The sequence below is a fragment of the Metalysinibacillus jejuensis genome (assembly GCF_003057615.1).
GTDB lineage: Bacteria > Bacillota > Bacilli > Bacillales_A > Planococcaceae > Metalysinibacillus > Metalysinibacillus jejuensis.
Genome location: NZ_QAFW01000147.1, coordinates 1 through 706, shown reverse-complemented (window position 1 = coordinate 706; position 706 = coordinate 1). Strand labels below are relative to the sequence as shown.

At 37.1% G+C, this 706-nt stretch carries 1 protein-coding gene and 1 pseudogene; one reads left to right on the top strand and one right to left on the bottom strand.

The annotated features are described in order from the left end of the window. On the bottom strand, nt 1-166 hold a 166-nt coding region (locus DDE80_RS14530), incomplete at its 3' end, for a transposase (protein WP_201261524.1). 420 nt (nt 167-586) lie between these two features. Here DDE80_RS14530 and DDE80_RS15840 point away from each other — a divergent pair. Beyond that, nucleotides 587-706 (top strand): annotated as a pseudogene (locus DDE80_RS15840) (IS5-like element ISLpl3 family transposase); the annotation flags it as partial.

Below are 706 nucleotides of genomic sequence, written 5' to 3'. Positions count from 1 at the left end.
GATTCCATTCCACTAAAGAAATGTTGTATTTACTTCCAATCTTAATGAACATTTCTTTTGCAAAATCAGATAATTCATTGTCAAAAACTTGTATCCGATATTTCACAACCAGTACAAGATGATAATGCATTAAGAATACTGAATGATTATTACTATCTAATTTCATTGTGATATCAATCCTTTGTTACATCTAAGACTGATTATATTATAAGCTTTGGCTAAAGCCAACCGAAATTCATCTCCCACCTACTCATTGGTGCTATTCGCACCTTCACATTCCTTGAGGATGGGAGACTTCTTTCCGAAAGACGTTAAAAAAGGAAGTAGCATGGTCAGCATTGCGCGCTAATCCCCACTAAAAAACCTTGTGAGTGGCGAGTAGTTCAATTCTCTATGTAGTGTTATGTAGTAATGCCTTTGTTAATTACGCATAAAAAAACTCCCCATCTAGTAAACAGACTTTTTTAATCTGTTGACCTAATGGGGAGCCTATCACTTTTTCAAGTGGCAATCTTATTAGGTTCTGTCTAAAAACTATTTCCACCCCATGATATAATGGTGTAAATCAGAAAATGGGGTGGATGAAATGGCGCCAAGTCGTTACGAATTAACAGATGAACAGTGGAAACAAATTGAAGGGTTCTTCCCACCGTACACAACCGGTCGTCCTTCGAAACGAAGTAACCGTGAGATGTTCAATGCGATG